The sequence below is a fragment of the Azospirillum agricola genome (assembly GCF_017876095.1).
GTDB lineage: Bacteria > Pseudomonadota > Alphaproteobacteria > Azospirillales > Azospirillaceae > Azospirillum > Azospirillum agricola.
Map to the genome: position 1 here is coordinate 457427 of NZ_JAGINM010000002.1, position 6000 is coordinate 463426.

6 protein-coding genes are annotated in these 6000 nt (G+C 71.3%); all 6 read right to left on the reverse strand.

Going from position 1 to position 6000, the window contains the following annotated elements; all coding sequences use genetic code 11:
- Positions 1-74: 74 nt before the first annotated feature.
- Positions 75-917, reverse strand: a complete 843-nt coding sequence (locus tag J2847_RS04590) for a head-tail joining protein (protein ID WP_209777289.1) — start codon at positions 915-917, stop codon at positions 75-77.
- Between the two features lie 84 nt (positions 918-1001).
- Positions 1002-1349 carry a DUF2190 family protein gene (locus J2847_RS04595; RefSeq protein WP_209777290.1) on the reverse strand — a complete coding sequence of 116 codons (348 nt, stop codon included), beginning with the start codon at positions 1347-1349 and terminating at the stop codon, positions 1002-1004.
- A 4-nt stretch (positions 1350-1353) separates the two neighbouring features.
- Positions 1354-1569: a phage head-tail joining protein gene (locus J2847_RS04600; RefSeq protein ID WP_209777291.1), complete on the reverse strand. Its 216-nt coding sequence runs from the start codon at positions 1567-1569 to the stop codon at positions 1354-1356.
- A 2-nt stretch (positions 1570-1571) separates the two neighbouring features.
- Positions 1572-3413: a prohead protease/major capsid protein fusion protein gene (locus tag J2847_RS04605; RefSeq protein ID WP_209777293.1), complete on the reverse strand. Its 1842-nt coding sequence runs from the start codon at positions 3411-3413 to the stop codon at positions 1572-1574.
- The gene (locus tag J2847_RS04610; RefSeq protein ID WP_233474267.1) at positions 3406-4863 is read right to left on the reverse strand and encodes a phage portal protein; all 1458 of its coding nucleotides are present in this window, start codon (positions 4861-4863) and stop codon (positions 3406-3408) included. Before J2847_RS04610 ends, J2847_RS04605 begins: the two co-directional genes overlap by 8 nt.
- A gap of 81 nt (positions 4864-4944) precedes the next feature.
- A partial coding sequence (locus J2847_RS04615; RefSeq protein ID WP_209777294.1) for a terminase gpA endonuclease subunit occupies positions 4945-6000 on the reverse strand: 1056 nt, incomplete at its 5' end.

Genomic DNA, 6000 nt, shown 5'->3' on the forward strand with positions numbered 1-6000 from the left:
GGTTAACTGCACCTGTTCAAGCGACAGCAGATTTGTTTGTTACCATTCCAATCCAAATGGTTTTGCCAACGATCTTATTTGCATTGCAGATCCCAGGCGAAGGGCGCCGCCCCCTGATAGAGCGCGGTCGCAGCCCCTACGGTGAAGGGCTGCCCCTCGAAGGTGATGATGTCCCCCAGCTTCGGCGCGTCGGTGCAGCCGGCGGCGGTCAGGCGATCCTGCATGACGATGATGCGCCGCGTGCCCGTGGCGACGGCGCCCGCAAAGGTGTCGTCATAGCCCGCCATCCCGGCCAGCACGGGGAAGTCGCGGGCGAAGCCCAGCACCAGGGGGAGCGCGGCGGCGGCTGGCGCCACCAGCGCCGGGGCGATGCCCACCGCGTCGAAGCGCCCGGATGCCGCCGTGGTCGTGGTGGTGACGGTGTGGACCGTGGTCCCGATGGTCACGCGGTCGCCCGGCCGGAGCTGGCCTTGCGCCAGGGTGCCGGCGATGCTGACCGACCCCGCGCCGACCGGCGCCGCCGCCGCCAGCTTCCACCCGCTGCCCTTGGGAGGGTTCAGGGTGCCGCCGTCCCCGCTGTAGCTGCGGTACAGGATCGGCGCGCCCCACAGCACACCACAGCTCCACACCAGCCCGTGCGGATCGTCCTCGGGGTGGTAGGGCGTGCCGGTCACGGTGTAGGCCATGGCGCCCACCTGGAACACGCCCCCGGTGGCGGGATCGGGCACGTCCGATGCCCGCACGTCGAAGGTGAGGCTGGCAAGGTAGACCGTCACCGGGCCGAACTTCACCGGCTTGCCGCCACCTTCCCGGATGACGCGGCAGGGGACGGGCGAACCGGCCGGCGGGGTGTAGGTCGCGGCCTCCCCGAAGGTCAGGAAGGCCGGGGCGACGGCGAAGCGGTCGAAGTCGATCATGGGGCACCGGAGGGGAAGAGGAAGAGTCGCGGCCTTCCCCGGCCGGGGATCGGGCGGGCCGCGCGCCCCGCCAGTTCTGGCGGATCAGGACGCGGCGACGGTGGACACGCCGTCCAGCCGCACCTTGACCGTCCCGGCCCCGTTGCCGGCGGCCTCGATGGCGGCCCCGATGGGATAGCGGCCAGCGCCGGGGGCGTCGCAGCGGTGGGCGGTCGCGTCCCAGGACACCCGGCCCCCGGCGGCGATCACCGCCGTCGAGAGCTTGGGCAGCTCGTAGACGCCCACCGTGGCGACGGTCAGGGCCTCGCCCTCGGCCGCCGTCGTCGCGGCCACGCCGAACAGCGCGCCGACGATGACACCGCTCCCGCTGGTAACGCCCCCGGCCGGGGTCGTGACGGTGATCGAGGCGCCGTTCTGGATGAAGGTCTTCATGGGTTCAGATCCCCTTGGAGGATGAAACGCGGATGAGGGAAACGCGCGGCGCGGTGCCGGCGGCGTCGATCTGGCGGTTGAGCGCGGCCAGGGCGGCGGCCATCTCGGAGTCGCTCTTGAACTCCGTCTCCTTGCCGCCGTAGACCACCCGCCGGGCGCCGCTGTAGCGGGCCGCCTGGAGCGCGTCCCGCCACGCGATGAGGTCGGCCAGCGCCGCCATGGTCAGGCGTTGCCGGCGTTGGAGTGGGCGCCCCGGAAGTCGATCACGCCATAGCCGAAATCCAGCCCGGCGCGGACCTTGACCGACTGGCTGTCGAAGTCGGTTTCCGTCTTGATCTGCGGCCCCTCGGACCCGGCCACGTAGCCATAGACCACGGTCGGGCACAGCCCCGGATCGGCCATGACGTACCAGCCGTTGCCGGTGATGTTGGCGTCCACCACCAGTTCCATCAGCCCGGCCCACGGGTTGGTGTCGCCCGCCTTGGTCGGGGTGATGCTCGCCAGGACTTGCCGCCCCTCCAGTTCCTTGTCCGGCCCGACCACGAGGAAGCGCGGCGCCAGATTGAGCGGGATGGCGTCCAGCGACTTCATCTTGCGCAGCGCCGCCACCGCCGCCCCGACGCTGGCAACGGTGATGGCGGCCCCGGCGGCGGCCTTGTTGCCGTGGTCGGCGTGGAACAGCGCCTTGCCGTCCGACAGGGCCGGGTTGCTGGTCAGCAGCCCGTAGACCAGCCGGTTTTCGTCGGCCGCCGTGCGGATGGCGATCATGCTGGAGAAGTCCGACAGCGCCGACAGGTCGTCGTTGATGAGCGCGCGGCGCCCCAGGATGATGCCGGTCGCGAACTCGGCCGCCGCCACCGTCTCCCGGTTCTCCGACATGGTGCCGTAATTCACCTCGCCCGACTCGGCGAGGTTCTTGAAGGCGGGGAAGTCGCCCACCCGCAGGAACTTGTGGGGCTTGAAGTCGGTGAAGCCGCGCCGGGCCGCCCACAGGCGATAGGTCGGGTTGGCGACGGCGTAGCGGGCCAGCAGGATCTTGTTGCCGGCGTCGGCCAGCAGGAGGGGGAAGTCGCCCGTGGTGTGCGCCCCGATGGCGCGTTCCATCAGCGCGTTCTGGTCGAAGCGGTTGAAGCGCTGGCCGCGCGCCACCGCCAGTTCCCCCACCATGTCGAGCGCCCGGTGTCCCATGAACTCCCGCGCCCGCCCCTCGGCTTTGACCAGGCCGGGAGCGAGCCGGGTGGCCAGCGCGTCCGACATGCTGCGGCGGATGGCGCTGGGGTCGGTGTGGTCGGTGCCGACCGTGATCGGCGCCGCGGTGGTGATAGTGACGCCGCCGCGGCGGGTCAGCTCGGCGAACGCCGCGGCGCGGGCGGCGTCGACCGTGGCGGCCCCGTCGATCTGGCCGTCGATCCACGCTTGATCCAGCCCGGCCACGCGGGCCATGGAGCGGATCTCCGCATTCACCGCCGCGCGGCTGGTGTCGGCCGGGGCCGGGGTGGTGATGACTTGCGCCGGGGTGTCGGCCGGCGCCGCCGTCGGGGTCGTGGTCATGCTGTCCTCTTTCGAACGAACGGTGGCGCCCGCATCGACGGGCACCGGGGTGAAGGAGAGTTCGTAGGGTTCCCAGGCGATGGCGCGGAAGACGCGCAGGCCGTCGCGGCGCCCGACCAGTTGCCACTTGGTGACGCGGTAGCCGAGCGAGACGCCGCGCACGATGCCGTCGCCGACGTCGGCCATCAGCTCGTCGGCCGCCGGCTTGCGGGAGAAGCGCACGGTGGCGACGATGCGCCCGCCGGCCGCCAGCGCCGCCGCGTCCACCACCCCCACCGCGTTGTCGGTGGTGGCGCGATGATCCTTCAGCGCCGGCCCGCCGATGAAGCGCGCGAGGTCCGCACCCGCCGCGTCCAATTCCTCGATCCAGGCTTCCGCCGCGCCATCCGGGGCCGGGGCCTTGCGCACCGCCGGCGCCAGCCCGGACAGGGCGACCACATCGACCGTGCGGGCCTCGCGGTTGAGCGTGGCCGGGGTGGCGCCGCCAAGGGCGCGGGTCAGGGGGTCAGTCATCGGATGCGCTCTCCGGATCGGTGGGGGTGGCGTCGGTCGGGGACGGGAGCGCGGGTGCCGACGTGGTGCCAATGGGCAGCCCCAGGCGCTTGGCGCGGGCGGCGTCGGCGGCAATCTCCGCGTCCACCTGTTCGGGGTCGTAGCCCAATCCTGTCACCACCTGCGCCCGGCTCTTGAAGCCGGCGTTGACCATCAGGATCTCGGCCTCGGCGTCCTTCTTCGGGTCCACCCACACCGGCTTCGGCGGCAGCCACTCGACGCGGTGGAACGCCGCCGGATCGGCCTCGTAGGCGCGGAAGTCGATCAGCCCGGACAGCACCGCCGTGCGGATGAAGCGGTCCCACACCGGCCGGCAGAGCCGGAACACGACGACGTTGTGCTGCCAGTGCTCCAGTCGCTTGCGGAACTCCACCAGCCCGGCCCGGATCGAGCTGTAGTTCACCCCCGACAGGTCGCCGGTCAGCAGCTCGTAGGGCACGCCCAGCCCGGCGGCGATCGCCTGAAGGTGGCTCTTGATGAAGGCGCCATAGTGCTGGCTCTCCTTCGGGTCGAAGAACTCCAGCGAGGTCCCCGGCTTCAGCGGCAGGATGGTCCCCGGCTCCAGGCCGAAATCCAGAACTCCGCCGCTTGCGTCGCCCGGCAGTCCGCCCGCCGTGCCGTCCGGGTCCACCAGCGCCGCGCACAGCAGGTTCGCCAGCTTCGCCCGCACCAGGGCGGCGTCCTGAAGCTGGTCCACCTCGTGCACCGCCAGCAGCACCGGGGCCAGCCAGGACAGCCCGCGAAGCTGGCCGGGCTCCACCGGGTGGAACAGGTGGGCCATGTCCCGCGCCGGGATCGCCACCGGGTTCCACAGCTCCGCCAGCGGCGCCAGCGGATCGTCGGGCCGCGCCGGCAGGACGTGGAAGGCGACGCGGCGCCCGGCGCCATCGAACTCGATCCCGCCCCGGATGCGGTTGTCCACCAGCGCCGACAGGGTTTCGAGCGGCACTTGCGCCGGGTGGATCGCCTGGAGCTGGAACGGCACCTCCAACCCCTCGTCCGGGCCGAAGGTCACGAAGCGGGCGAAGCTCTCCCCCGCCTCCACCATCTGGCGGACCATGAGCGCCTGCATGGCGTAGAAGTCGCCGAAGCCGTCCACGTCGCAGTGGTCGGTCCACCGTGCCCACAGGGCGTGCAGGGTCTCGCGCGTCTTCGGGTCGGGATGCTGCGAGGACGGCTTGATGCCGGTGCCGACGATGTTCGTCACCAGGGCGTTGACCGCCGCCGTGACGTGGGCGTTGTTGCGGGCGAAGTAGGCGGCCCGGCGCTGGATCGTGCTCGCGGTCGCCAGGATGTCGGCGTTCAGGTTGCGCACGGTGCGGGCGTTGCCGAGACGCCCGCCGCCGGCCGCGTCGAGGGAGCGGCGCCCGGCGGTCATGGTGGAGAGAAGGCGGCGGACGGTCCCAAGCATCGGCGGTCCCCGGTGAAGTCGTGACCGCCAAAATACAGGACAGCAAGCCGCATTAGAAGAAATTGATCCTAAATAGGATTATCAACCTCTTCCCAGATAGTTGGACCGAATCGGGCCGCGCGGTCGCGGCGATGCCGACGGCGCCGCCCGCACCGGCCCGGCCGGAGCCGCCGCCTTCAAGGGCGCGTTCACCAGCCGGATGGCCTCGCGCTCCAGGTCCAGGCCCATGGCATAGAGACCATGCAGCGCTGCCAGCGCGTAGACGAAGCAATCCAGCGCCTCGTTGCGCGCCTTGTCGGGCAGCCGCCATTCCCGCACCGGATGCCCCTTGGCGAAGCGCGTCACCACCCGTTCGGCCGTGAGCTGGGTGAACCACGGATCGGGAAGCGAAGCGTCGAAGCCGATGTAGCCGGGCGCCCCCGCCTCGCCGTTGCGAAGCCGGGCGTAGAGGATGCCCTTGCACTGGTCCACGCCCACGGTGAAGACGTTCGCCCCGCCCTTGCCCTTGCCGGCCCGCTTCGGCCAGATCGGCACGCCGGGGCCGCCGCGTCCCTTCACCGCCCAATAGCGCTCGCGGGCATGGGCGCGGCAGTAGGCGTAGACGGCGCTGGTGTGGTGCCCGCCGGAGTCGACGCACACCGCGCGCGGCACCAGATCGGGCACGGCGCGGGCGTGCGGGATCGGCGTGTGCAACAGGTCGTCCAGATCGGCCCACACCTGTTTGCCGCTGGGGTCGCCCCACAGGATGACGTGGCGGAAGACGGTGGACCGCTCGTCGGCGTGCCACGCGACGAACTGCACTTCCAGCCGGTCGTCCTGCACGTCCACGCCGACCGTCACCAGCAACGTGTCCGCCGGCAGCACGCCGCCATGGTCGATCCGCCGGCCGGGCAAGCCCTCGTCGCTCAGGCCCTCGCCATCCTCCACCCGCCACGTCTCGGCCAGCACCGTGTTGACGAACACCCGCAGCCGGGGCGGATCCTTGCGCACCTTGGCGTGCTGCGCGGCGATGGCGCCATAGCGCAGCCAGGGCGAATACAGGCCGGAAATCCAGTAGCCGGCCATGGTCGGATCCCCACCCTCGGCGGTCCCGCGCCATTCGCCGTTGCGGAGCTGTTCGGGCTTGTCGAAATCGTC